23 protein-coding genes are annotated in these 23,400 nt (G+C 63.7%); 14 read left to right on the top strand and 9 right to left on the bottom strand.

The genetic code is table 11. The features are described 5' to 3' along the window. Positions 1-150 precede the first annotated feature (150 nt). Positions 151-792 (bottom strand): DNA-3-methyladenine glycosylase, encoded by a 642-nt coding sequence (locus EN808_RS00580; protein ID WP_127872243.1) that lies wholly within the window; start codon positions 790-792, stop codon positions 151-153. A 75-nt stretch (positions 793-867) separates the two neighbouring features. Between EN808_RS00580 and gluQRS the strand changes: the two genes are divergently transcribed. Both gluQRS and EN808_RS00570 read left to right on the top strand, forming a co-directional pair. After that, positions 868-1,743 carry a tRNA glutamyl-Q(34) synthetase GluQRS gene (gene gluQRS, locus EN808_RS00575; RefSeq protein WP_135914918.1) on the top strand — a complete coding sequence of 292 codons (876 nt, stop codon included), beginning with the start codon at positions 868-870 and terminating at the stop codon, positions 1,741-1,743. Positions 1,744-1,894: 151 nt separating this feature from the next. Next, a complete protein-coding gene (locus EN808_RS00570; RefSeq protein ID WP_135914917.1) occupies positions 1,895-2,791 on the top strand; it encodes a DMT family transporter in 897 nt (298 codons plus the stop codon). A gap of 147 nt (positions 2,792-2,938) precedes the next feature. On the opposite strand, the gene EN808_RS00565 is transcribed toward EN808_RS00570, so the two are convergent. Next, positions 2,939-3,790 carry a YihY/virulence factor BrkB family protein gene (locus EN808_RS00565; protein WP_127277868.1) on the bottom strand — a complete coding sequence of 284 codons (852 nt, stop codon included), beginning with the start codon at positions 3,788-3,790 and terminating at the stop codon, positions 2,939-2,941. A gap of 58 nt (positions 3,791-3,848) precedes the next feature. Between EN808_RS00565 and EN808_RS00560 the strand changes: the two genes are divergently transcribed. The 7 genes from EN808_RS00560 (at position 3,849) to EN808_RS00530 (ending at position 9,376) form a co-directional block, all read left to right on the top strand. Next, a complete protein-coding gene (locus EN808_RS00560; RefSeq protein WP_135914916.1) occupies positions 3,849-4,715 on the top strand; it encodes an SDR family oxidoreductase in 867 nt (288 codons plus the stop codon). Positions 4,716-4,742: 27 nt separating this feature from the next. Then, positions 4,743-4,934, top strand: coding sequence for a twin transmembrane helix small protein (locus EN808_RS00555; RefSeq protein ID WP_127277870.1), 192 nt, complete (start codon positions 4,743-4,745; stop codon positions 4,932-4,934). Positions 4,935-4,952: 18 nt separating this feature from the next. Further along, positions 4,953-5,534, top strand: a complete 582-nt coding sequence (locus EN808_RS00550; RefSeq protein WP_135914915.1) for a cob(I)yrinic acid a,c-diamide adenosyltransferase — start codon at positions 4,953-4,955, stop codon at positions 5,532-5,534. Positions 5,535-5,568: 34 nt separating this feature from the next. Further along, complete coding sequence (locus EN808_RS00545; protein ID WP_135914914.1) at positions 5,569-6,369, top strand: rhomboid family intramembrane serine protease; 801 nt, start codon at positions 5,569-5,571, stop codon at positions 6,367-6,369. Between the two features lie 213 nt (positions 6,370-6,582). Beyond that, on the top strand, positions 6,583-7,332 hold the full coding sequence (locus EN808_RS00540; protein WP_135914913.1) for an electron transfer flavoprotein subunit beta/FixA family protein: 750 nt from the start codon (positions 6,583-6,585) through the stop codon (positions 7,330-7,332). 24 nt (positions 7,333-7,356) lie between these two features. Further along, positions 7,357-8,286, top strand: a complete 930-nt coding sequence (locus tag EN808_RS00535) for an electron transfer flavoprotein subunit alpha/FixB family protein (protein ID WP_135914912.1) — start codon at positions 7,357-7,359, stop codon at positions 8,284-8,286. Between the two features lie 211 nt (positions 8,287-8,497). Further along, entirely contained in the window at positions 8,498-9,376 is an 879-nt protein-coding gene (locus tag EN808_RS00530) for a 3-hydroxybutyryl-CoA dehydrogenase (RefSeq protein ID WP_013892834.1), read from the top strand. Between the two features lie 9 nt (positions 9,377-9,385). On the opposite strand, the gene EN808_RS00525 is transcribed toward EN808_RS00530, so the two are convergent. From EN808_RS00525 to EN808_RS00515, 3 genes are all read right to left on the bottom strand, one after another. Next, positions 9,386-11,365: a PAS domain S-box protein gene (locus EN808_RS00525; protein ID WP_135914911.1), complete on the bottom strand. Its 1,980-nt coding sequence runs from the start codon at positions 11,363-11,365 to the stop codon at positions 9,386-9,388. Between the two features lie 149 nt (positions 11,366-11,514). Beyond that, the gene (locus EN808_RS00520; RefSeq protein WP_135914910.1) at positions 11,515-12,153 is read right to left on the bottom strand and encodes an NrsF family protein; all 639 of its coding nucleotides are present in this window, start codon (positions 12,151-12,153) and stop codon (positions 11,515-11,517) included. Between the two features lies 1 nt (position 12,154). Further along, positions 12,155-12,706 carry a sigma-70 family RNA polymerase sigma factor gene (locus EN808_RS00515; RefSeq protein ID WP_135914909.1) on the bottom strand — a complete coding sequence of 184 codons (552 nt, stop codon included), beginning with the start codon at positions 12,704-12,706 and terminating at the stop codon, positions 12,155-12,157. Between the two features lie 439 nt (positions 12,707-13,145). On the opposite strand from EN808_RS00515, the gene EN808_RS00510 reads away from it, so the two are divergent. The 5 genes from EN808_RS00510 to EN808_RS00490 all read left to right on the top strand — a co-directional run bounded on the left by EN808_RS00510 (position 13,146) and on the right by EN808_RS00490 (position 19,517). Further along, positions 13,146-14,195, top strand: a complete 1,050-nt coding sequence (locus tag EN808_RS00510) for a hypothetical protein (protein ID WP_135914908.1) — start codon at positions 13,146-13,148, stop codon at positions 14,193-14,195. 9 nt (positions 14,196-14,204) lie between these two features. After that, positions 14,205-15,557, top strand: a complete 1,353-nt coding sequence (locus EN808_RS00505; RefSeq protein WP_135914907.1) for a hypothetical protein — start codon at positions 14,205-14,207, stop codon at positions 15,555-15,557. A gap of 120 nt (positions 15,558-15,677) precedes the next feature. Continuing rightward, a complete protein-coding gene (locus EN808_RS00500; RefSeq protein ID WP_135914906.1) occupies positions 15,678-16,685 on the top strand; it encodes an iron ABC transporter substrate-binding protein in 1,008 nt (335 codons plus the stop codon). Positions 16,686-16,857: 172 nt separating this feature from the next. Then, positions 16,858-18,438, top strand: a complete 1,581-nt coding sequence (locus tag EN808_RS00495) for an iron ABC transporter permease (RefSeq protein ID WP_189524036.1) — start codon at positions 16,858-16,860, stop codon at positions 18,436-18,438. Then, a complete protein-coding gene (locus tag EN808_RS00490; RefSeq protein ID WP_135914904.1) occupies positions 18,435-19,517 on the top strand; it encodes an ABC transporter ATP-binding protein in 1,083 nt (360 codons plus the stop codon). The genes EN808_RS00495 and EN808_RS00490 overlap by 4 nt, the downstream gene beginning before the upstream one ends. 42 nt (positions 19,518-19,559) lie before the next feature. Here EN808_RS00490 and EN808_RS00485 read toward each other — a convergent pair whose 3' ends face one another. The 4 genes from EN808_RS00485 to EN808_RS00470 are packed head-to-tail and all read right to left on the bottom strand — an operon-like array spanning position 19,560 to position 23,321. Continuing rightward, positions 19,560-20,369, bottom strand: coding sequence for a phosphodiesterase (locus EN808_RS00485; RefSeq protein WP_135914903.1), 810 nt, complete (start codon positions 20,367-20,369; stop codon positions 19,560-19,562). A gap of 29 nt (positions 20,370-20,398) precedes the next feature. Continuing rightward, complete coding sequence (locus EN808_RS00480; RefSeq protein WP_135914902.1) at positions 20,399-21,499, bottom strand: sn-glycerol-3-phosphate import ATP-binding protein UgpC; 1,101 nt, start codon at positions 21,497-21,499, stop codon at positions 20,399-20,401. A 15-nt stretch (positions 21,500-21,514) separates the two neighbouring features. Next, the gene (locus tag EN808_RS00475; protein ID WP_135914901.1) at positions 21,515-22,429 is read right to left on the bottom strand and encodes an ABC transporter permease subunit; all 915 of its coding nucleotides are present in this window, start codon (positions 22,427-22,429) and stop codon (positions 21,515-21,517) included. 7 nt (positions 22,430-22,436) lie between these two features. Further along, on the bottom strand, positions 22,437-23,321 hold the full coding sequence (locus EN808_RS00470; RefSeq protein ID WP_135867552.1) for a sugar ABC transporter permease: 885 nt from the start codon (positions 23,319-23,321) through the stop codon (positions 22,437-22,439). Positions 23,322-23,400 lie beyond the last annotated feature (79 nt).

The following is a 23,400-nucleotide window of genomic DNA, read 5'->3' as shown; positions in this document are numbered from 1 at the left end:
CGAATTCGACTTTCGGAAAGGGTCACGTGCTGCTTCAAAAGCCCGACCGTTCGGCGCGGATACTGTAAGCCTGACATGACAGGGATGTGAAGCGGATTGTCGCGGGCGCGGCGTGCCAAAAACACATGATTTTTATGCTTTTTTGCGGATTCAGGCCGGCGGTGCGGCGTCTCGGCCCCTGGTTTCGCGATAATAGGACCAGAAAAGCCGCGATGCGACACCTCGCCACGGGCTCCATGATTCGGCCAAGGCGATCAGTGTTTTCTCAGGCGGGCGCGGGTCGATGCCGAGCGCGTGGCCGACGGCGCTCTGCAGGGCGACGTCACGCGCCGGGAAAATATCGGGGTGTCCGGCGGCAAACAACAGATACACTTCCGCCGTCCAGGGGCCGATACCAGGCACCGCTGTCATTGCCGCGATCGCTTCCCCGGCGTCGAGCGAACAGAGATGATGCAGGTCGAGGCCGTCGGCCACCGCTTGGGCGGCCGCGACAAGACCACGCTGCTTGGGCCGCGACAGGCCGGCCTCGCGAAACATGTCCTCGCCGGCGGCAAGGATAGCCCGCGGCGTTAGCGGATCGACCAGTTTCGTCAGCCGGCCGAAGATGGCATCGGCACTCGCCCGGGAAACTTGCTGCGACACGATGATCGAGGCGAGGCTCCTGAACCCGGGCTCCGAAAGCCTGAGCGGCACCTCGCCGGCCATGCCGCGCACTTTTTCCAGGCGCGGATCGATGATGCAAAGCGCATCCAGTCCCCGTTCAACGTCGTCCAGTGTCGCGATGCGCTGCATGGTATCCTTGTCCGCGAATGTGCCGCAAAGTAGCAACCGCCAAAACCGCAGCACAACCCGATTGCCGCCCGAGACATGACGCTCCTGACATTCCGCTTCGCGCCCAGCCCCAATGGCGAACTGCATCTGGGCCACGCCTATTCGGCGTTGCTCAACCAGAAGCTGGCAAAGGCGTCAGGCGGCCGTCTGCTGCTGCGTATCGAGGATATCGACACCACGCGCTGCACGCCGGAGTTCGAGGCGGGCATGCTTGCCGACCTGAAATGGCTGGGGCTTGGCTGGCAAGAGCCGGTGCGCCGCCAGTCCGAGCATTTCGCGGAATACCGGACGGTGCTCGAGCGCCTGATCCGCGAGGAACTGGTCTATCCCGCCTTCATGAGCCGTGGCGAGATCAGGGCTTTCATCGCCGACAGCGAAATGCGCGGGCGCGACTGGCCGCGCGATCCCGACGGTGTGCCGCTCTATCCGCCAGCCGACAAGGCATTGCCGATGAAAGCACGCAGGCGGCGGATTGCCGAGAATACACCCTTCGCCTGGCGGCTGGACGTCGGCGCCGCCATGGCGCGTGCCGGCAACGACCTCGCATGGGCCGAATTCAGCGATGAGACGCTATCCGCGACGCACCTGGTCGAGGCCCGTCCGCAGGACTGGGGCGACGTGATCGTGGCGCGCCGCGACATCCCGACCAGCTACCACCTCGCCGTCATCGTCGACGACGCGCTGCAAGGCGTCAGCCATGTCGTGCGCGGACAGGACCTGTTTTCTGCCACAGGGGTGCAGCGACTGCTTCAGGAGATTCTGGGATTGCAGCCACCCGCCTATTTCCACCATCGGCTGGTCCTAGGGCCGGACGGCCGAAAACTGTCGAAGAGCCTTGGCGATACCGGACTTGCCGCCTTGCGTGATGCCGGCACGACGCCAGACGACATCAGGCGGACGATCGGGCTCTGAGCCCAGCAATCCTTGGGAGACACCTTTTTGAGCCCTTCACCCGTTGAATTCCGGTGATGTATGGATCAACGGTTTGGTTTTGCGCGCCAGGTTGAACAGGGTTAGAGCATCGCCACGGTCAATTCTCACCAGTACGGCGGTCTCCGGAAAAATGCACAGCATCAAGCGGTTCATCCCCGCCACCTTCGTTGTCTTGTGGGCAACCGGCTTCATCGGCGCCCGCTACGCCATGCCGTGGGCGGAGCCATTCACCTTCCTCGCGGCGCGTTTCGTCATAGCCGCCATCCTGCTGGCAGTGCTGATGCTTGTGCTGGGCTCGAAGCGAGCCACCCGCGAGGAGGCGCTGCATGCCACCGGTGCCGGCGTGCTGATGCATGGCGTCTATCTCGGCGCCGTCTTCTGGGCCATCCACAGGGGTATGCCCGCCGGATTTTCGGCCCTTATCGTCGGCTTGCAGCCGCTGATCACTGCGGTGCTTGCCGGCAAGTTCCTGGGCGAGGCCATCCTGCCGCGCCACTGGCTTGGCCTTGGCATCGGCCTGGTCGGCATCGTCATTGTGCTGTGGCCAAAACTCGGCGCGCTCGGCGGCGGCGTAACGGTGGCGACGCTGACCGCCTCGCTGGTCTCGGTGCTCGGCATGAGCGCCGGAACCATCTGGCAGAAGCGCTTTGCCTCCGGCGGCGACCTCGTCGCGGCCACCATGTGGCAATATATCGGCGGCGCCTCGCTGATGATCGTGGCCGCGCTCGCCTTCGAAACGCACGCCGTCGTCATCAACGGCGAACTGATCTTCGCCATGGCCTGGCTGGTGCTGGTGCTGTCGCTCGGCGCAATCTTCCTGTTGATGGTGATGATCCGCGACGGCGAGATGTCGAAAGTGGCGTCGTTGTTCTACCTTGTGCCGGCGGTGACGGCCATCATCGCCTGGGCTCTGTTCAACGAACAACTCAACGCACTTCAAATCGTCGGCATGGCGATCACCACCTTTGGCGTGGGCCTGGCAACGGCGCGACCGGCCAGGGGAGGAATTGAGGAATTGCAGAACTGAGGAATTGAGGAACTGAAGAATTGAAGAATTGAAGAATTGAAGAAGAAGTGCACGGCGCCGGATATGGCGCCTTTTTCTCCAATTCCTCAGTTCTTCAACTCCTCAATTCTTCATTTCTTCAATTCCTCCGTTCTTCAATTCCGCCGGTCAACCCACCCGGGCACGCGCCTCCAGATAACGGCTGATCGCGGCGTTGAGCTCGCCGCCGAGGATGAAGATCGCCGAGACGATGTAGAGGAAAACCACCGCGATCATGATCGAGGCGAGACCGGCATAGGTCGTCACATAGGACGAGAAATGGTCGAGATAGGTGGCAAACATCGTCGAGCCGATAAGCCATGCCGCCAGCGTGAAGATGATGCCCGGCACCAGCGAGACGAAACGGCGCTTGCCGGCCGGCAGCCAGTAGTGAACGGCGAAAAGTCCGCCGATGATGACGGTCGAGGCAATGACGTAACGCCACAGCGTGATCGTGCCCGTATAGGGTTTGATCCACTCGAAATGGGCCTCCGCCAACCGCGCCAGCAGGGGCGCGAACACCAGGAGCACGCTGATCGCCAGGAACCCGGCGGTCGCGATCAGCACGAAGAAGATGCTCTGCACCCGGCGGTAGATGATGCCGCGCGTCTCGGTGACCCGATAAGCGCGATTGAGCGACGTGCGCAGCGCCTCGATGCCGTTCGAGGCGAAATAGGCGGCAAGCAGCACGCCATAGGTCAACAGGTCGCTGCGCCTGACGGTCAGCACGTTGAGCACTTCATGCGCGATCGGTTTGGCGATCTGCTCGGGCCATGTGTCGAAGACCAGATGCACCGCCGTGTCGGCGAACGCCTGGGCGCCGAGGAAGCTGCCCAGCGTCGTGGCGAAGATCAGGAACGGAAACAGCGCCATCAGCGAGGTGATCGCCAGATGGCTGGCCATCGCCCAGCCGTCATCGGTGTTGAAATGGCCGAGCGCGTCGTAGAGCACGCGACGCAGGGCGACAATATTCCGCAGCAAGAACGCGCGCTCCCTTCGATTGTCTCGACGCCGCGAATATGGGAAGGGAATGCGGCAAATGGCAACCCTTCGTCAAACTCCGAATTCTCCAGCGGCAGAGTTGCGCACCATCATCGTCACCGGTGCGTCTTCCGGCATAGGCGCCTATTGCGCCCGCGCATTGAAGGCCGAGGGCTGGCGGGTGTTCGCGACGGCGCGCAAGCCGCAAGACATCGCCGCGCTCGAAGCGGACGGAATTGAGGCTTTCTATCTCGACTACACGGAACCGGGATCCATCGCCGCCCTGGCATCGGCCGTGCTCGAGCGCACCGGCGGCAAGCTCGATGCCCTGTTCAACAACGGCGCTTACGCCCAGGCCGGCGCCGTCGAGGATCTGTCCGTTGCGGCGCTCAAAGAGCAGTTCGAGGCCAATTTCTTCGGCTGGCACGACCTGACCCGCCGTCTGGTTCCGGTGATGCGCCGCCAGGGCCACGGCCGCCTCGTCCATTGCTCGTCGATCCTGGGTCTCGTGCCGGTGCGCTTCCGTGGCGCCTATTCGGCATCCAAGCACGCCTTGGAAGCCTTGATGCTCTGCCAGCGCCAGGAACTAACCGGCAGCGGCATCCATGTCTCGCTGATCGAACCGGGGCCGGTGAAATCGAAGATCGCCTCCAATGGCCTGCCCTGGTTCCTCAGGAATATCGATCACGAGAATTCCGTGCATCGCGCCGACTATGCCGGGCAACTGGAGCGCATGCGCGCCGGCGGCAGCCAATCGGCACTGAAGCCCGGGCCAGAAGTGGTCCACAAGGTGCTTCGCCATGCACTTCTGTCGCGGCGCCCGCGCCCACACTATGTGGTAACAATGTCGGCCAGGATCGGGGCCGTGCTCAAACGCATCCTGCCGGCCCCAATGCTCCACCGCCTGCTTGCCAGGCGCGCCTGAACAAGCAGAGAACTGGAAACGCAAAAAATGGCCACCGTCTTCAACATCCTTGCCATTCTGGTCATGGCCGCCGTGGTGGTCGTGCTGATCAGGGGCCTCATCAACATGATGCGCGGCGGCTCCGGCGTGACGTCCAACAAGCTGATGCAGGCCCGCGTTCTGCTGCAGGCCGTGGCGCTGGCGCTGATCCTGCTGGCCGTGTATTTCACCCGCAAGTAAGGGCCTTTCGGAGGCGATGTGGTCAAGCTCAACAAGATCTACACCCGCACCGGAGACGACGGCACAACCGGCCTCGGCACTGGCGAACGGCGGCTGAAATCCGATCTCCGGGTGGACGCCTATGGCACGGTCGACGAAGCCAATGCCTGTATCGGCATGGCCCGCGTGCATACCGCACCGAGCCATCAGGCGATCGACGCCATGCTTGGCCGCATCCAGAACGACCTTTTCGACCTCGGCGCCGACCTCGCCGTGCCTGACGACGGCAAGCCGCTCGGCTACGAGCCGCTGCGCATCGTTGCCGCCCAGACCGACCGTGTCGAGCACGACATCGACCTCCTCAACAAAGACCTCCAGCCGCTGAAATCCTTCGTGCTGAACGGCGGCACGCCGGCGGCGGCCGCCCTCCATCTCGCCCGCACCGTGGCCAGGCGAGCCGAGCGGCTGATGGTGGCCCTGGCGCAGGACCCGGCCGAACACGTCAATCGCGACGGGCTGAAGTACATCAACCGCGTCTCGGATTTCCTGTTTGTCGCCGCCCGGGTGGTCAATGACAATGGAAATGCCGACGTGCTATGGGTTCCCGGCAAGAACCGCTGAAACGGACCGAAAGGCGGGAGGGGGCCGACAACCGATGTTCATCCCGCTTTACGACACCAACAGGCTGCGCCATATCAGGCTGCAATATGTAACGATCGGGCTGATCGTCGCCAACGCCGTGATTTATTGCGCCACGGCGCTCGGCGGCAAGGACTTCACCAATGCCGCCGTGCTTGGGCTCGGCTTCATTCCTTCCGTCGTTCACGACACGGCCGAACTCGACCCCCGCTTTGTCATCATCCCCGAGAGCCTGAGCTACCTCACCTACTCTTTCCTGCATGCCGACATTTTCCATCTCGGCGGCAACATGCTGTTCCTTTGGGTGTTCGGCGACAATGTCGAGGACGCGCTCGGTCACATCCGCTACCTGATCTTCTATCTCCTGTGCGCCGTCGCCGGTGCCGCTTTCCAGGGGCTCATCGCCTGGGATTCGCAAGCGCCGCTGATCGGCGCCTCGGGTGCCATTGCCGGCGTGGTCGTCGCCTACCTGATCCTCTATCCCAGGGTGAAGGTGTGGGTGCTTGCTTTTGCCCGCATCCCCTTGCGTATTCCGGCCTTCATCCCGCTCATACTATGGGTGGCGTTCCAGGTCGTCATGTTCGCGGCCGGCGGCGAGGACCAGATCTCCTGGGCCTGCCACATCGGCGGCATCATTGCCGGCGCGGTCCTTGTGCTGGTCCTGCGCAGTCGCGGCGTGCCGCTATTTGCCCCCGCCGACGAGGATGCCGTGGTTCCGACCCCCGAACAGCCGCCGGTCGTTGGCGAACCAGCGACGCCCCAAACGTCCGCCACCACGGCGCGCTGGGGCCGGGGAAACCCTTCTGGCCCAAACTGAACCGATTTGAGCAGCTTCCAGCGTATTGACGGCAAGGGTTGCCACAATTACGGAAACGTCTCCGTCGCAGCCCAAGGCGGGCAAAGACCAGAATTTCCATCCGGCCAGAATTCAGTCTGGCCGGAATTCAGTCAGGAATGTCGGCTTTCGACAACTCAGAAAGGGCGCAGGCTGCTATAGCGCGCCCAACTAGCGTGAAGAGGTGACAGGCAAATGAAGATCCTTGTGCCCGTGAAGCGGGTTGTGGACGCGAATGTGAAGGTTCGCGTGAAGGCTGATGGTTCGGCGGTGGAACTCGCCAACGTCAAGATGGCGATGAACCCGTTTGACGAGATCGCGGTCGAGGAAGCGATCCGGATCAAGGAAGCCGGCAAGGCCGAAGAGATCATCGTCGTGTCGATCGGCCCGCAGCAGGCGCAGGAAACACTGCGCACCGCGCTCGCCATGGGCGCCGACCGAGCCATCCTGGTCAAGACCGACGAACAGACCGAGCCGCTCGGCGTCGCCAAGGTGCTGAAGGGCGTGGTCGAGGCGGAGAAGCCGGGCCTTGTCATCCTCGGCAAGCAGGCGATCGACGATGATTCCAACCAGACCGGCCAGATGCTGGCCGCGCTCCTGGGCTGGGCCCAAGGGACATTCGCCTCCAAGGTCGTGCTCGAAGGCGACAAGGCCAAGGTGACGCGGGAGGTCGACGGCGGCTTGCAGACGGTGGAGCTGAAGCTGCCGGTGATCGTCACCGCCGACCTTCGCCTCAACCAGCCGCGCTATGCCTCGCTGCCCAACATCATGAAGGCCAAGAAGAAGCCGCTGGACGAGAAGAGCCCGGCCGACTACGGCGCCGACGTCAAGCCGCGCCTGAAGGTCATCAAGACCGAGGAGCCGGGTGGCCGCAAGGCGGGCGTCAAGGTCAAGAGCGTCGCCGAACTGGTCGACAAGCTCAAGAACGAAGCCGGCGTTTTGTAAGCGATCGGGAAAGGAACAGATAAAATGGCAATTCTCCTCATCGCCGAACACGACAACGCCACCCTTTCCGACCAGACCGCCAAGGCGCTTTCGGCCGCCCTGCAAATCGGCTCGGACGTTCATGTGCTGGTGGCCGGCAAAGGCGCCAAGGCCGCTGCCGATGCAGCCGCGAAACTGAAGGGCGTCGGCAAGGTGCTGCTCGCCGAGGCCGACGAACTCGCCGAGCGCCTGGCCGAGCCGACGGCGGCACTGGTCGTTTCGCTGGCTGGCGCTTACGACACGATCATCGCGCCGGCGACGTCCGCTGGCAAGAACATCGCGCCGCGCGTCGCCGCCCTGCTCGATGTTGCGCAGGTTTCCGAGATCATCGAAGTGGTGTCGCCTGACACCTTCAAGCGGCCGATCTACGCCGGTAACGCCATCCAGACGGTACAGTCGAGCGACACCAAGAAGGTGATCACCGTGCGCACCGCTTCCTTCCAGGCGGCACCCGAGGGTGGTTCGGCTTCGGTCGAGACGGTTCACGCGGCGGCCAATCCCGGCCTGTCCACCTTCGTCGAGAACAAGCTGTCGGAGACCGACCGTCCGGAGCTGACCTCGGCCAAGATCATCATCTCGGGCGGCCGCGCGCTCGGTTCCTCGGAAAAATTCCAGGAAGTCATCCTGCCGGTCGCCGACAAGCTCGGTGCCGCCGTCGGTGCTTCCCGAGCCGCCGTCGATGCGGGCTATGCGCCGAACGACTGGCAGGTCGGCCAGACCGGCAAGGTGGTCGCCCCCGATCTCTACATTGCGGTCGGCATCTCCGGCGCCATTCAGCACCTCGCTGGCATGAAGGATTCCAAGGTCATCGTCGCCATCAACAAGGACGAGGAAGCTCCGATCTTCCAGGTTGCCGACTACGGCCTCGTCGGCGATCTCTTCGTCATCCTGCCTGAGTTGCAGAAGGCGCTTTGACGCTTCCGCGCAACCGTATTAAATTACCAAGGGTGGGGTAGACGAAGTCGCCCCACCCTTTTAGTTTGCACCGCACAATAAGCAGGCCACAAAAGGCTGAGAGCAATTCCAGCGGCAGTGCGCAGGGGTTTTTGCGCCGGGAATTGCGGGAAAACAAAGAGATGGGGCGGTTCGCGATTGTGGCGAAAAACGCTCCGGACGGGATCGGGTAATGAGCAAGATCGAGACGATCGGCATCATTGGTGCGGGCCAGATGGGCGGCGGCATCGCCCACGTCTCCGCGCTTTCGGGCTACAAGGTGCTGATCTACGATATATCGCCCGACCGTATCGAAAAGGGCATCGCCACCATCAGCGGCAACATGGCCCGTCAGGTGGGGTCCGGCAAGCTAGACGAGAAGCTCCGCAACCAGGCCATGGCACGCATAGCGTCGGCACCGGCGATGGCCGATCTTGCCGGCGCCGATCTGGTGATCGAGGCGGCGACCGAGGACGAAACCGTCAAGCGCAAGATCTATGCGCAGCTCTGCCCGCAGCTCAACCCCGAAGCGATCCTGGCGACCAACACCTCGTCGATTTCGATCACAAGGCTGGCCGCGCAGACCGACCGGCCGGAGCGCTTCATCGGCATTCATTTCATGAACCCGGTTCCGCTGATGAAGCTGGTCGAACTGGTGCGCGGCATCGCCACCGAGGACCAGACCTTCGAGGCGGCGAAGACCTATGTGAAGCAACTCGACAAGACGATCACGGTCTCGGAGGATTTCCCGGCCTTCATCGTCAACCGCATCCTTCTGCCGATGATCAACGAGGCGATCTACACCCTCTATGAGGGCGTCGGTTCGGTCGATGCCATCGACACCGCCATGCGGCTCGGCGCCAACCATCCGATGGGACCGCTGCAGCTTGCCGATTTCATCGGCCTCGACACCTGCCTGTCGATCATGCAGGTGCTCCATGACGGCCTGTCGGATTCGAAGTACCGGCCCTGCCCGCTGCTGGTCAAATATGTCGAGGCCGGCTGGCTCGGCCGCAAGACCGGACGCGGCTTCTACGACTATCGCGGCGAGCACCCCGTTCCAACACGCTGACGCGTCCGCTCACGAGGCCGCGGCGAGCGGCTTGGGCAGTTCCAACCTGTCGTCGCTGATCTTGCCGTCCGGCGCCACGGAAAGGCATCCGCGCCCGGCCGCCTTGGCCGCATAGCAGGCGGCGTCGGCCCTTGCGATGATCTCGTCGACTTCGCCGCAATTGGCGCAGATCGCCGCTAGCCCGATGCTGGCGCCGATCGCGTGGGGCCGGCCATCCCAGGTGAAGTTCAAGCCGGCTATCGCATCGATGATGGAGCGCGCCGCGATCCTCGCGCCGGGTGCGGAACCCGACTTCAGAATGACAGCGAATTCGTCGCCGCCCAGGCGCGCGACGATGTCTTCAGGACCAAGCACGCCGCGCACCGCCTCGGCGACCCGCTTCAGCAGGGCGTCTCCCGCCGCGTGACCGCCCGTGTCGTTGACCAGCTTGAAATGGTCAAGGTCGATGAACATGAACTGATGGTGGCCGCCAGCCGTCGAGCCGTCCTTGCGTGCCTGATCGACCAGTCCCTCCATGGCGCGGATGAAGCTCGAGCGGTTGGCAAGCCCGGTCAGCGCATCATGGGCGGCGGCATGGGCAAGCTGGCGCTGCAGGGCGCGCGCATCGGTGAAATCCTGGAAGACGATCACCAGACCGCCGAACTCGTTGCGTTCGTTGATGATCGGCGACACGACCTGGCGGATGCTGCAGCGTGTGTCGTCGCGACGGATGAGGACCGCGCGGCTGTTCTGGTCGGAGCGCGCCTCTTCGCCTGTCGCCGGCCGCGTCATGCCGATCCTGTGGCCCGTCTCCTCGTCGACAGCCCAGTAGACATGGCTCAGCGTCTTGCCCAGCGCGTCGTCGCTGGAAACGCCGGTCAGCTTTTCGGCCACCGGATTCATGAAGGTGACGCGGTTCGCGGCATCGGTGCAGATGACCGCATCGCCGATCGATTGCAGCGTCACCTTAAGCCGCTCCTTCTCGTCGGCCAGCATCGCCGCCGAGACGATGAGCCGTTCTTCGGCCTGCTTGCGCCGAGTGATGTCGGTCAAGCTGCCGATCGCTCTGATCAACTGTCCGTTGGCATCGCGCTCGATGGCCTTGCCACGGTCGAGGATCCAGATCCGGCGGCCGTCCTTGTGGCGCATCCTGAACTCGGCCTCGAAGAATTCCGTCTGGCCGTCGAGATGGTCGCGATCGGCCTCCGCGACCGTGGCGCGGTCGTCCGGATGGATCATCGTCAGCCACCGGTCGGGGTCGCCATCGAGCTCGCCATCCCCATAGCCGAGCATCTTGACCCAAGTGGAGGAATAGGTAGTGCCCCCCTTGCGGATGTCGAAATCCCAAACACCTTGACCGGCGCCGGCGAGCGCGAAGTTCCAGCGCGTTTCGGCCTCGGCGATGCGCCCTTCGGCCTGCTTGCGCGCGTCGATATCCTCGATCTGCGAGACGAGATAGAGCGGGCGCCCACTCCTCCCATCGCGAATGACGGAGCCGGCAAGGTTAGCCCAGACGGGTGTACCGTCCTTCTTGAGATAACGCTTCTCGAAGTGGAAAGTATCGACGGTGCCCGCCCTCAGGCCGGCCATCGTTTCGCGTCCGATCTGCAGATCGTCGGGATGCGTGATCTGGAAGAAGGTCAACGCCTCGATTTCCTCGCGGCTGTAGCCAAGCATGGTGGCGAACGCAGGGTTGGTCTGGAGAATACGCCCGTCGAGGCTGACGATGGCGATGCCGATGGCCGAGTCCTCCATGGCCCGGCGGAACCGCTGCTCGCTCTCCGTGATCTGCCGTCGATCCTCCGAGATTCGACCGATGAACAGATAGGCCAGGAAAAGCGCGCAGACCGTCACCGCGACCGATATTTGAAGGCAAAGTCTGAGTGCTTCCACGCCAAGGTCCAGCCTTGACGTCACAAGCGAGGCGGCCACCACGGCAAGACCGGCCGCAAGCAGCGCCAGCGCTGCATGCTTGTACCGTCCCGACCCGATGATACTTCGCAATGTCACGATTTATGCCACCCCCGTGGGCAATCGCTTTTTTCCATCGAACCCTGAAGGATCGATTTTAAGGAAAGGTTGCGTCCGGGGCATCGGCGATATGGACAACCGGCAAACAATTGGATCGGTATTCACGGTGTCTGGACGCGGGTATCCCGCTACCAACGCACGAAAAACCGCCCGCCGAGCGCGCCAAGCAAAGCAAGGGCCGCGATGGCGATCGTGTACCAGGTGGCAACGAAAAGCGGCGAGTCGTCGAAGCAGTGCGCCGCATAGAAAGTCGCCGCCAGCCCGCCGGCAAGCAGCCCCGCGACCGCGCCGGCAAGCACCGGCCGTGTCGGCGCGCCATAGCGCAGCATCCACAGGAAGATGGCCAGCGGGCCGATGCCTATCAGCGGGATGAAGCTCATGCAGATCATCATGTTCGAGCCGATCATGCGCGTGCCCCACAGCGCCTGCGGCACCATGAAGAGCTCCAGCACCACGGCCACCGCGACCAGCAGCGGCGCGGCGATCATCGCCGCCATTGCCCGGCCTGTCGCCGCACCCGGCGTCGACAGGGCTCGGATCAGGGCGAAGGCGCTGATGGCGAGCACGATGGTGAAAACAAACTTGGACAGGAAGCGCATCGTGTGCGCGGCAACCATGAAGTCGGGGCGCGGCCCGATCGTCATCATGAAAACAGCGGCCGCGACGACGACGGCCGCGCCGGCCGCGAGCCACCAGGCCAAGCGCAATGGCATTGCTTTGCTGCGGGCATCGGCGTCGAGCGCCTTGATGAGATCGTCGGTCTTCATGTCATTCCCGTCCGAACCGCCCCTGTCCGAATCGCTTGGCTATGGCGGTAAGTCCTCGATGCAGCGACACACGCACCGCCGTCTCGCTTATGCCGAACTTCGCTGCCGTCTCGCCGATCGAGCGGCCCTCCACGGACACGGCCGACACCACGGAACGCTGTGCCGGCGGCAGGCCGTCGAGCGCCCGGTTGATGTCGCGTTCGCTGACCGTATCGGTCTCCGGCTCGGCAAAAGTCTCGGCGATTTCGTCGACATCGATCTCGATGCGCCGCCCGCGCCGCCGGAACGCGTCGATCAGCTTGAAACGGGCAATCGCATAGACCCAGGGCAGGACCGGCGCGTCCTGGCGCCAGGTGTGCCGTTTCACATGAATTGCCAGCAAGGTTTCCTGCACGACGTCCTCGGGGTCGACCCCGCCCTGCACGATCTTGCGCCTGACAAAGCCGCGGATGAGCGCGGCAATCCGGTGGAGAAAGTCGGCATAGGCCTTTTCATCTCCCGCGATCGCGGCCCGCATCAGCCGGGAAAGCTCGGCCTCGTCCTTGCCGCTCACAAGAGTTCACTCCCCGATCTTCGCGCCTCGGCGCTGGTTTGTTACGTGGACGGCGAAATAATGTCCAAGCCAAACTACGGGCAAATCACGAAAGTTTGCGGGACGGTCCGCGAAATTCCCTGATGGGTTCCCTGGTTCCCAGCCCAGGCGCGAGGAACAGCGCGGACCAAGCTTTGTTGACGTAGGGTAAACCCTTCTGTAGCGTCAAAGGATCGGAGGGCGGCCGAAATGGATTTCATTGAACGCTTTGGATTTTCTCCCGACAATGGCTCGGGAACTTTCGAGGGCAGCCTTGTCATTGCAGCCATAGTCCTTGTCGCTGCCATCTACTTCTACCGGAGACAGAGATCACTGAAGAAATAACCGCTGGAAAATCGGCGGGGACACGTCCGCCAGGAAAAACATTACCGTTGCGTCCTCTCAGCGTGGGAAACACGACATGGCAGGATCTCTGGTCAACCACATCAGAACCGCGGCCCTGCTGTTGTTCGCCGCCGAATTCTGGAAGCGTCTTGCCACCGGGCTGAAAGTGCTGTTTGCGACGATTCGCATGCTGCTATGCCGGCTGGCCAAGGGCCAGCGGCTGCCAAGCCCGGCGCAGAACGATTGCTGTATCCAGCTGCCGCCCGACATCTACAAGCGCGCCGATCCTCTTCTTTATGCCCAGTACTATCTGATGGCGCAGGGCCTCGCGGTCACCTGGGACAATCCCGACATCGACATTTTCGACGGCGCCGCGCCGGTTACCGGCGCGCTCCAGCCAGCACACATATATCGCGTTCGCGTCCGTGTCTGGAACGGGTCCTACGACGCCCCGGCCATCGGCGTCGGAGTGGCGCTGTCCTACCTGTCCTTCGGCGCACAGACCGTTTCCCGTCCGATCGCCAACACCGCCGTCAATCTCGGCGCCAAGGGCACGATCGATTGCCCTGCCTATGCCGAGTTCAGTTGGACCACGCCCGCCACCAGCGGCCACTATTGCCTGCAGGCACAGCTTTCCTGGGGCGATGACGCCAACCCCAGCAACAACCTTGGCCAGAAGAACGTCAACATTGCCGAGATGCGCTCACCGGCAAAGTTCGTCTTCAGCGTCCGCAACGAGGCCTCGGTCGTCCGGCGTTTCCAGATCGAGGCGGACTGCTACGGTCTGCCGAAGCTGCGGCCATGTGCCCCGTCACGCGGCGAAGGTCGCGACGGGACCACCGACACCCCGCAGCCGCGGCTCGGCGAGAGCAAGGCACGCTGGGCCAGGGCCCTCGAGGAACAGGCCTATGGCCGGTTTCCCATCCCGGACGACTGGTCGGTCAGGATCGTTCCAAGAACGCTTTCACTGCAGCCGCGCCAGATCACCGAGATCGCCGTCGAGATCGAAGCGAAGGACGCCGCCTTCCGTGGCTCGAAGACCTTCAACGTCCATGTGTTCGCGATCGGCGAAAGCGGATCGCGCACCATGACCGGCGGTGTGACGCTCACCGCCACGAAAGGCTGAGGCGTTCCGATGGCCTACAAGCACTATACCAGCTGCTTTCTCTATCCCGCCGGTGGCAAGCCCTACAATGAGGACGACCGGCTGGCTTTCCTCGCCGGCCAGGCGCTGCAGATCATCGTCATCACCGGGCTGGCAGCCGCGTTCGGGTTGCTGCTGGGGCCGGTCGGTGCGGCACTTGCCGCGGCAATCGCATTTCTGGCGTCCGCCACCGCGACGATCGACAAGGCCGCCGGGGAATGGCTGAACCATCGCCTGGTCTGCCTCGACAAGGACAATCCGAAATGCGCGGTCGGCATCGTCTCCTACAATCCGTTCCGCAGCGATCTCGGCGCCTTCGACAACGACCAGTATTTCGACCTCATCCTGATGCCGCATCCGACGACCGAGATCCTCAACGCCGAGACCAACGAGGCGGCTTTGGCCGCCGCCAATCACTACAATGCCGACGGCACCGTCGTCACGGAATTCGCCGCCAGCATCGCGGCCCATCCGGCCAACGACATTCTCAATGACGGCTTTCAGGGTCATGAGCTTCTGTTGCCGCGCGATGACCTGAAGACCGACCTGGGCTACGCACCCGCCGACGACCATGCCCGCTGGGGCCTGCACTGCGAGGCCGAGGGCGATTTCTGGATCAAGATGCGCCAATGGGCGCCGGCCATCGTCATCCTGCTGACGGCGGCTCTGGTCGTAACGGCGGCCGCGGCGGCCGCCGGCGCCAGTGTCGGGGCGGCTGTCGGCTGCGCCATAGGATCGTTCTTCCTGGGTGCGCTGGGCTGCGCCATCGGCTCGTTCCTGGGAGGATTGCTCGGGGCGGCCATTGGCGGCGCCATCGGCGGCGCCGCGTCCTACTTCGGCGGGGTCAAGCCGGTCCTGCAGGGACTGTTCAACTGGAACCCCGGCAATGTCGAGGACGCCAATGTCGGCGACAAGGCGCTCGGCCCGATCAGGATGGGCGATCATGTCGCCGTCCTCGGCGAACATGTCTATGACGGCTATCACAAGGGCTGGCACGAGTTTCATCCGCTGATGGCGGTGGTCAAGTTCGATGCGGCCGCCGGTGTCGACGCAAAACACTATCTTCAGTGGAACCCGGACTTTCCCGACATGGGCACAGTCCCGCCCAAACCGCCGGGCGAGGCCACCGACCTCACCGCGCAGGATATGCGTGACGGGCTTGGCAGCACGGCATTCAGGACACGCTGCGAGAACCTGCGCAGAACCTGGTGCGCCATGCTGAACGACGCGTTCGATCCGGAGACCAAACGAACACAGCAGGGCCTGGATCAGCGCTGGACCATTCATCCCATGGTCGATGGCTGCATTCCGCAGGAGCAGCCACCGGCACCGCATATCGGGTGAAGTCAAATGCGTCCGACACGCGAAACCGTGATGATGCCGATTGGCTTTCAATCTTGACTAACCCATTCATGAATTGATACTCGGACGCACCCGCAGTGCGGGCAACCCGAGGAGTACCTTATGAAATCCCCCCTTCTTGCCCTGGCCAGCGTAGCGGTGCTTGCAATCAGCCTGGCCGCCGGTCCGGCAACGGCCGAAGATGCCGGCATCATCGTCTATAATGCCCAGCATGAAAGCCTGACCAAGGAATGGGCCGAAGGGTTCACCAAGGAAACCGGCATCAAGGTCACCTTGCGAAACGGCGGCGACAGCGACTTCTCCAACCAGATCGTCTCCGAAGGCGCCGCCTCGCCCGCCGACGTGTTTTTGACGGAGAATTCGCCGGCCATGGCGCTGGTGGAGAATGCCGGCCTGTTCGCGCCGGTCGACGCCGACACGCTGGCTCAGGTCCCGCAGGACTATCAGGCGGCCAGCGGCAAATGGGTGGGCGTGGCCGCGCGCAGCACCGTTTTTGCCTACAACACGACCAAGCTCAAGGCTGATCAGTTGCCCAAGTCGATGCTCGATCTCGCCGATCCGAGCTGGAAAGGCCGCTGGGCGGCTTCGCCTTCCGGCGCCGATTTCCAGGCCATCGTCAGCGCGCTGCTGCAACTCAAGGGCGAGGCCGCCACGGCCGACTGGCTGAAGGCGATGAAGGAGAATTTCACCGCCTACAAGGGCAACAGCACGGTGATGAAGGCGGTCAATGCCGGCGAGATCGAAGGCGGCGTGATCTACCACTATTACTACTTTGGCGATCAGGCCAAGACCGGCGAAAACTCCAAGAACGTCGCGCTGCACTATTTCAAGAACCAGGATCCGGGCGCTTTCGTGTCGGTTTCCGGCGGCGGCGTGCTGGCTTCGAGCAAGCACCAGAAGGAAGCCCAGGCCTTCCTGAAATGGGTGACCGGCAAGGGTGGCCAGGACGTGCTGAAGAACGGAACCTCCTTCGAATATGCGGTCGGCAAGGGCGCCCAGTCCAATCCGAAGCTGGTGCCTCTGGCCGACCTGCAGGCACCGAAGGTCGATGCCACGACGCTCAACTCCAAGAAGGTCACCGACCTGATGACGGCAGCCGGCTTGCTTTAGTTGGCGTTCGTCCTAATAAGAACGCCGGACCGTGCTCCCGCGGACTCTCTTTCCGCGGGAGCGTTTTGTTTTTCGAGATTGCATTCGTCGATGACGACACGTTGCCTATCCGACCGCGACCGTGGTCCTTCAATTGCCGCCGCCGGGCGGCAACGGCGCGGCGTGTGAGCTGATGCAGTCCGCGGTCCATCTCGCGCGCCCGGGCCCGCCGCTCAAGATGCGCCGGCGGGCGCAACGGCGGGCGGCGCCCTGGCTTGTCGCCGCCGCCATATCTGTCTCCCTGCTGGCGCTGCTGCCGCTCTCTTTCATCCTATGGATCGCGGTGCAGACCGGCTGGGAGACCGTCTCGGCGCTGATCTTCAGGCCACGTGTCGGCGAGCTGCTGGCCAACACCGGCCTGCTGGTGCTGTTGGCCGTACCGATCGCCATCACCTTGTCGTTGATGCTGGCCTGGCTGACCGAACGCAGCGACCTGCCCGGCGCCCGGCTCTGGGCCTGGCTCTGCGTGGCGCCGCTCGCCATCCCCGCTTTCGTCCATTCCTATGCCTGGATCACCATGGTGCCGGGGCTGCACGGCCTGTGGGCGGGCGTGCTGGTGTCCGTTATCGCCTATTTTCCCTTCCTTTACCTGCCGGTATCGGCGGCGCTGCGCCGCCTCGATCCTGCCCTGGAGGATGCCGCGGCGGCGCTTGGTCTCGGACCCTGGCGCGTGTTCTGGCGTGTCGTGTTGCCGCAGCTCAGGCTCGCAATATGCGGCGGCTCGCTGCTGGTCGGACTGCATCTGCTGGCCGAATATGGCCTCTACGTCTTCATCCGCTTCGACACCTTCACCACCGCGATCGTCGACCAGTTCCAGTCGACCTTCAACGGCCCGGCCGCCAACATGCTGGCCGGCGTGCTGGTGACCTGCTGTTTCGTGCTGCTCGGTCTCGAAGTGCTGGTGCGCGGCGAGGAACGTTATGCCCGTGTCGGCTCGGGTGCTGCGCGGTATCAGCAACGCATCGGCCTAGGCCGCGCCACCATCCCGAGCCTTGCCTTGCTCCTCGTCACCACGCTGCTGGCGCTTGGCGTGCCGTTCATCACCATCGGGCGCTGGCTCCTCGCCGGCGGCGCCGATGTCTGGCGTCTCGACGAGATTGGACTGGCACTCGGCCAGACGCTGTTCCTGTCCCTTGCCGGGGCGCTGCTTGCCACTGTCGCGGCGATGCCGATGGCCTGGATCTCGATCCGCGCGCCGGGACCGCTGCAGCGCCTTATGGAGGGATGCAACTACATTGTCGGCTCGCTGCCGGGTGTCGTCATTGCGCTGGCGCTGGTCACCATCACCGTGCGCATCGCCCTGCCGCTCTACCAGACCCTGTTCACCATCCTGGTCGCATATGCCTTGATGTTCCTGCCGCGTGCCCTGGTCAGCCTGCGCGCCTCGATCGCCCAGGCGCCGGTCGAGCTCGAGCGCGCGGCGTCGAGCCTCGGCCGGCGGCCCCTCAACGCGCTGTGGTCGACGACAATCCGCCTGTCGGCGCCGGGTGCGGCGGCCGGCATGGCGCTGGTGGCGCTCGGCATCATGAACGAGTTGACCGCGACCCAGATGCTGGCACCGAACGGCACCCGCACGTTGGCGATGGCTTTCTGGTCCTACAGCAGCGAGATCGATTACGCCTCGGCCGCTCCTTACGCCTTCATCATGGTGGCGATGTCGCTGCCCCTGACCTGGCTGCTCTATGTCCAGTCGAAGCGGATGGCCGGACGATGAGCTTTCTTGAAATCGGCAATTTGCACAAGCATTACGGCCCGGTCGCTGCACTGGCCGGCGTCGACCTGAACGTCGCCAGCGGCAGCCGCACGGCGATCGTAGGACCTTCCGGCTGCGGCAAGACGACCTTGCTGCGCCTGATCGCCGGCTTCGAGGCGCCCGATCAGGGCCGCATCGTGCTCGACGGGCAGGTGCTGGCCAATGGCGGCGCCGCCGTTCCGGCGCATCGCCGCGGCATCGGCGTGGTGGCGCAGGACGGCGCCCTGTTCCCGCATCTGACCATCTCGGACAATATCGGCTTCGGTATGGGACGGGACGATGACAAGCGCGCCGAGCGCATCGTCGAACTTGCCTATATCGTTGGACTGGACAAGGCGATCCTGAAACGCCGCCCGCACGAGCTCTCCGGCGGTCAGCAGCAGCGCGTGGCGCTGGCCCGCGCCATGGCGATGAAGCCGCGGCTGATGCTGCTCGACGAGCCGTTCTCGGCCCTCGACACCGGCCTGCGCGCCTCGATGCGCAAGGCCGTGGCCGAACTTCTGGAGGCGGCCGGCATCACCACCATCCTGGTGACGCACGACCAGGCCGAGGCGCTGTCCTTCGCCAGCCAGGTGGCGGTGATGCGCGATGGAAAATTTTCCCAGGTCGGCACGCCGCGCGAACTTTATCTCAAGCCGAAGGACAGGATGATCGCCGAGTTCCTCGGCGATGCCATCATCCTGCCGGCCAGCGTCTCGGGCGGCTTCGCCAGCTCCCCGCTCGGCCGCATCGCGGTCGATACGCCGGACAGCCGCGATATCGTCCGCATCATGCTGCGGCCGGAACAGATCGGGCTGAAACGCACCTCGCGCGAGGGCATGTCGGGCACATCGGACATGCTGTTCGGCGAGGTGACGGAATCGGAGTTCGCCGGCTCGACATGCACGGTCGCGGTGCGGCTCCTGAACAATTCCGATCCGCCGGACGCCGCCGCCATCGGCGGCACGCCGCTGATCCTGCGCAAATCCGGCATGGACGCTCCGGCGGTCGGCGAGATCGTACGACTGACCGTATCGGGCAAGGCGCATGTCTTCGCTTGAGAGCGACGGCTGAAGGCGCTGAACCCCAGCGAAGTGGCCAGCTCACGCCGTGATGCGTTCGCCGGTTTCCGCTGAATAAATCGGCCATTGCTCGAGAAAATCGCAACCGTGCACCACCACGCACTGGTTGGCGCTGTCGACGAGGATGACGGCGTAGGAAGGCGGCGCCTGTTCGACGATCTCGCTCGATCGGTCGAGGGCAAGCTCGAACCGGGCATGTAGGCCGCGCTGCGCCGAGAACGGAATGCCGGCAACGGTGCCGGCAATGTCGCGATGGACATGGCCGAAGAAGATGTGGCGAACGTTGCCATGGCCCCGCAGCAGGCCGAGCAACCGCTCGGGCTGTTCGAGCGCCAGCGGATCGAGCTGCGGCAGGCCGAGCGCGACCGGCGGATGATGCAGGAAAACGTAGGCTGGCCTGCCGCCGGATTGTCCCAGCCGGGCTTCGAGCCAGGCGAGCCGGCTGTCGCACAGTTCGCCTTCTATGCGTCCTTCCGCCAGGCAGTCGAGAAACAACAGCACCTCGTTGCCGGTATCGTGGACCGACTGCACGAAGCCGTTTTCGTCGACCGGAATTTCGGGAAACGCGGCCACGAGATTGGCCCGCCGGTCATGGTTGCCCGGCAGCAGCCTGTACGGCATCGACAGCATGCCAAGCGCAACGCGCAGATCGGCATAGCTCTGCGGCGCACCGGTCTCCGTCAAGTCGCCGGTGAAGACGCAAAGCGCGGCGTCGGGGTGATGCGCATTGATGTGCGCGATGCACCGATCCAGCCGCTGATGCAGGTCCGCCCCATAGCGGCGCTCACCTCGCCGGCCAAGATGCACGTCGGTGACCTGGATGATTTTCATGCGCGTCTCTTGGCTGAGCGTTTGGGAAATCAAAGCGCCGGCTCGGGCACGGAAGCCTTGAAGACATCGAGACGGGTCCCTGTCTCCGACGAGAAGAAGTGCATGTCGTCCGGCGAGATCTTTAGGCCGACGGTGCTGCCGGGTTCGGGATGAACGGCCTCCGAGGTCATCACCGAAAACGGCGCGCCGTCGAGGTCGACATAGATCACCCGCCCCGCACCCAGTTCCTCGACCAGGTCGACAGTCGCATCGAGCGCGCCCGGCGTTCCCGGCGCCACCAGCCGGACGGCTTCCGGCCGGATGCCCATCGCCACCTTCGTACCGACCGGCAGGCCGGCGCGAGCCATGCCCAGGCGCCGGCTGCCGCCGAGCAGCGACAGCCCGTCGAGTTCGACAGTCCCCTCAAGGATGTTCATGGCAGGCGCACCGACGAAAGTGGCGACGAAGCGGCTGGCCGGGCGGGTGTAGATTTCACCTGGCGTGCCGACCTGCTCGACGCGTCCGCCATTCATCACCACCAGCCGGTCGGCCAGCGTCATCGCCTCGACCTGGTCGTGGGTGACGAAGACGGAGGTGGCGTTCAGCCGGCGATGCAGTTTGCGGATTTCCGAGCGCATCTGCACGCGCAGCTTGGCGTCGAGATTGGACAGCGGTTCGTCGAACAGGAAGACTTTCGGCTCGCGGATCATGGCGCGGCCCATGGCGACGCGCTGCCTCTGGCCGCCCGAAAGCGCCATCGGCTTGCGGTCGAGCAGCTGTTCAAGTTCCAGGGTGCGGGCCACCGCCTGGATGCGCTGGTTGCGCTCGGCCGAGGGAACACCTGATACCTTCAGCGAATAGCCGATGTTCTGCGCCACGCTCATATGCGGATAAAGCGCGTAGTTCTGGAACACCATGGCGCAGCCGCGCTCGCGCGGCTCGAGCTTGTTGACGACGGTCCCGTCGATGGCGATCGTGCCGTCGGAAATCTCTTCCAGCCCGGCGATCATGCGCAGCAAGGTGGACTTGCCGCAGCCGGATGGCCCCAGGATGACGACGAACTCGCCCGATGCGAAGTCGAGGTCGACGCCATGCACGACCTGCGTCTTGGCATAGTTCTTCTTGACGCCGCGTATTGCGATGGAGGCCATTCTTCTGTCTCCCTGTTATTTCTCGGTGGCGATCAGGCCGCGCACGAACCAGCGCTGCATCAACACCACGACAATCATCGGCGGCAGCATGATGATGAGCGTTCCGGCCATGGCGATGTGCCATTCCGGGGCGCCACCGACATTGGGGATCAGCTGCTTGAGCTCGGTCACCGCCATCGCATGCGACTGGTCGGTGGTGATGAGCAGCGGCCACAGATACTGGTTCCAGGCCCACAGGAACATGATGGTGCCGAGCGCGGCCATATTGTTGCGCGACAGCGGCAGCAGCACGTCGATGAAGAACCGCAGCGGCCCGGCACCGTCCATGCGCGCGGCCTCGGTCAACTCGTCCGGCACGGTCAGGAAGAACTGCCGGTAGAGGAACGTTCCGGTCGCGGTGGCGACCAGCGGCAGGATCAGGCCGCTATAGGAATTGAGCAGCCCCAGGCTCAGTGCAACCCGCACGCCCGATACTTTCTCGATCAGCCAGGACAGCCCGGTCAGGTCCAGGATCGTCTGATAGGGCTCGAGCACGTTGGCGACCACGGCGTAGGTCGGCACGATGCGCACTTCGAGCGGCAGCATCAGCGTGATGAAGATCAGCCAGAAGATCAGCATGCGGCCAGGATAGCGGAAGTACACGATCGAGAAGGCGGTGAGCGCCGAGATGATCACTTTGCCCGCCGCGACGCCGAACGCCATGATGAAGCTGTTGAGCAGCTTGGGGCCGAGATTGGCCGTCACCCAGGCCGTCTTGATGTTGACCCAGAAGTCACTGCCCGGCAACAGCGACATCGGCACATCGTTGACGTCCTTGAGATTGTGCGACGCGGCGATCGCCACGATGGCGAACGGCGCGACACAGAAAACGAAGCCGACGAACAGGATCAGATGCGTGAAGAAATTGAGGAACGGGGTGCGTTCGACCATGGTCATCTCACCTGTAGTGCACGCGCCGCTCAATGAAGCGGAACTGGACAATGGTGAGGGCGACGATCAGCACCATCAGGATAATGCTCTGCGCGGCCGCGCCCGAATAGTCGAGGCCTTTGAAGCCGTCCGAGTAGATCTTGTAGACCATCAGGTTGGTGGCGTTCGCCGGTCCGCCTGATGTCATGATGTCGACGATGCCGAAGGAGTCCTGGAAGCTCTCGGTGATATTGATGACGAGCAGGAAGAAGATGGTAGGCGTGATCAGCGGGAACTGGATGTCCCAGAAACGCCTGAGGACACCGGAGCCGTCCATCGCCGCCGCTTCGATCAGGGATCGCGGAATGGCCTGGAACGCCGCGAGGAAGAAGATGAAGTTGTAGCCGACATATTTCCACGAAAAGGCGACGATGATCGAGGCCATGGCATCAGTGCCGTCGAGGCCGGGATCCCAGAAGCCGGGCCAGACCTGGTTGACGACGGCCATGAAGCCGGCTTCCGGCGCCAGGATGAACCGAAATGCCAGCGCCAGCGCTGGCGCGGCGATGCCGTAGGGCCAGATGAGCACCACGCGATACAGCCACGAGCCGGCAAGCTGCCGGTCGGTCAAGGCGGCCAACACCAGCGCGATGAACATCGCCAGGCCGGTGCTGATGGCCGCGAAAATCAGGCTGGCTGTGATCGAGTTCCAGTAATCGGCGTTGGACAGGATCGAGCGGAAATTGTCGAGGCCGACCCAGATGTTGCCGCCGCCCCAAGGCTGCTGCAGCGTCAGCGACCAGTATACCGCCTGGCCGGCCGGCCAGTAGAAGAAGGTGAAGATCAGGAACAGCTGCGGCACCGCGAACAGGATACCGATCGTCCATCTGCTGAAAGTGACGCGTTTTTCCATCGGTCCGCCGACGCCGCTCAAGTGGCTCGCTTGGTGCAAGGTGAGACTAATAACGAAATGGCCGCCCGTCGACCCAAGC

Origin of the sequence: Mesorhizobium sp. M8A.F.Ca.ET.165.01.1.1 (genome assembly GCF_004792065.1) — a bacterium.
In the GTDB taxonomy this organism is placed as follows: Bacteria; Pseudomonadota; Alphaproteobacteria; order Rhizobiales; family Rhizobiaceae; genus Mesorhizobium.
The sequence above is the reverse complement of the archived record's forward strand: the minus strand, read 5'-3'. Positions and strand labels throughout refer to the sequence as shown.